We start from the raw sequence: 363 nt of genomic DNA, 5'->3' as shown, positions 1-363 counted from the left end.
GGCGCGATCGAGGACGACCTCAACGCCGCCTACCTCCCCCACATCGGCCAGTCCGAGCCCGCCGCCTACACCCACCGCCGCCCCGCCGCCGCCCACCAGATCGGCGAGCTCGACATCGAGCTCTCTCAGCACGCCACCCCCCCGCAAGGCCGCCCGCGACCCGTACGCCCCCGACCACAAGGCCACGCCTGACAGCGAGCCCAGCCCCGCCCAACACCCCCCCCCCGCCCCCCCCACGCCCCCCCCACCCCCCCCCCACCCCCCCCGCCGCCCCCCCCCACCGCGGGCGGCCCCCCCGGAAGGACGTACCCCCCGTGACGACGGACACCACCCACACCCCCCACCCGAGATCGGAACAGCGGC

Annotated in this window: 1 protein-coding gene; it reads left to right on the top strand. The window is 78.2% G+C overall.

What is annotated here, in order from left to right:
• Positions 1-192: hypothetical protein (locus PUR71_RS00480; RefSeq protein ID WP_329924277.1), on the top strand; the 192-nt coding region annotated here is incomplete at its 5' end.
• Between the last annotated feature and the right edge of the window lie 171 nt (positions 193-363).

The sequence above is a fragment of the Streptomyces sp. SP17BM10 genome (assembly GCF_036322405.1).
Classification (GTDB): Bacteria; Actinomycetota; Actinomycetes; order Streptomycetales; family Streptomycetaceae; genus Kitasatospora.
The sequence above is the reverse complement of the archived record's forward strand: the minus strand, read 5'-3'. Positions and strand labels throughout refer to the sequence as shown.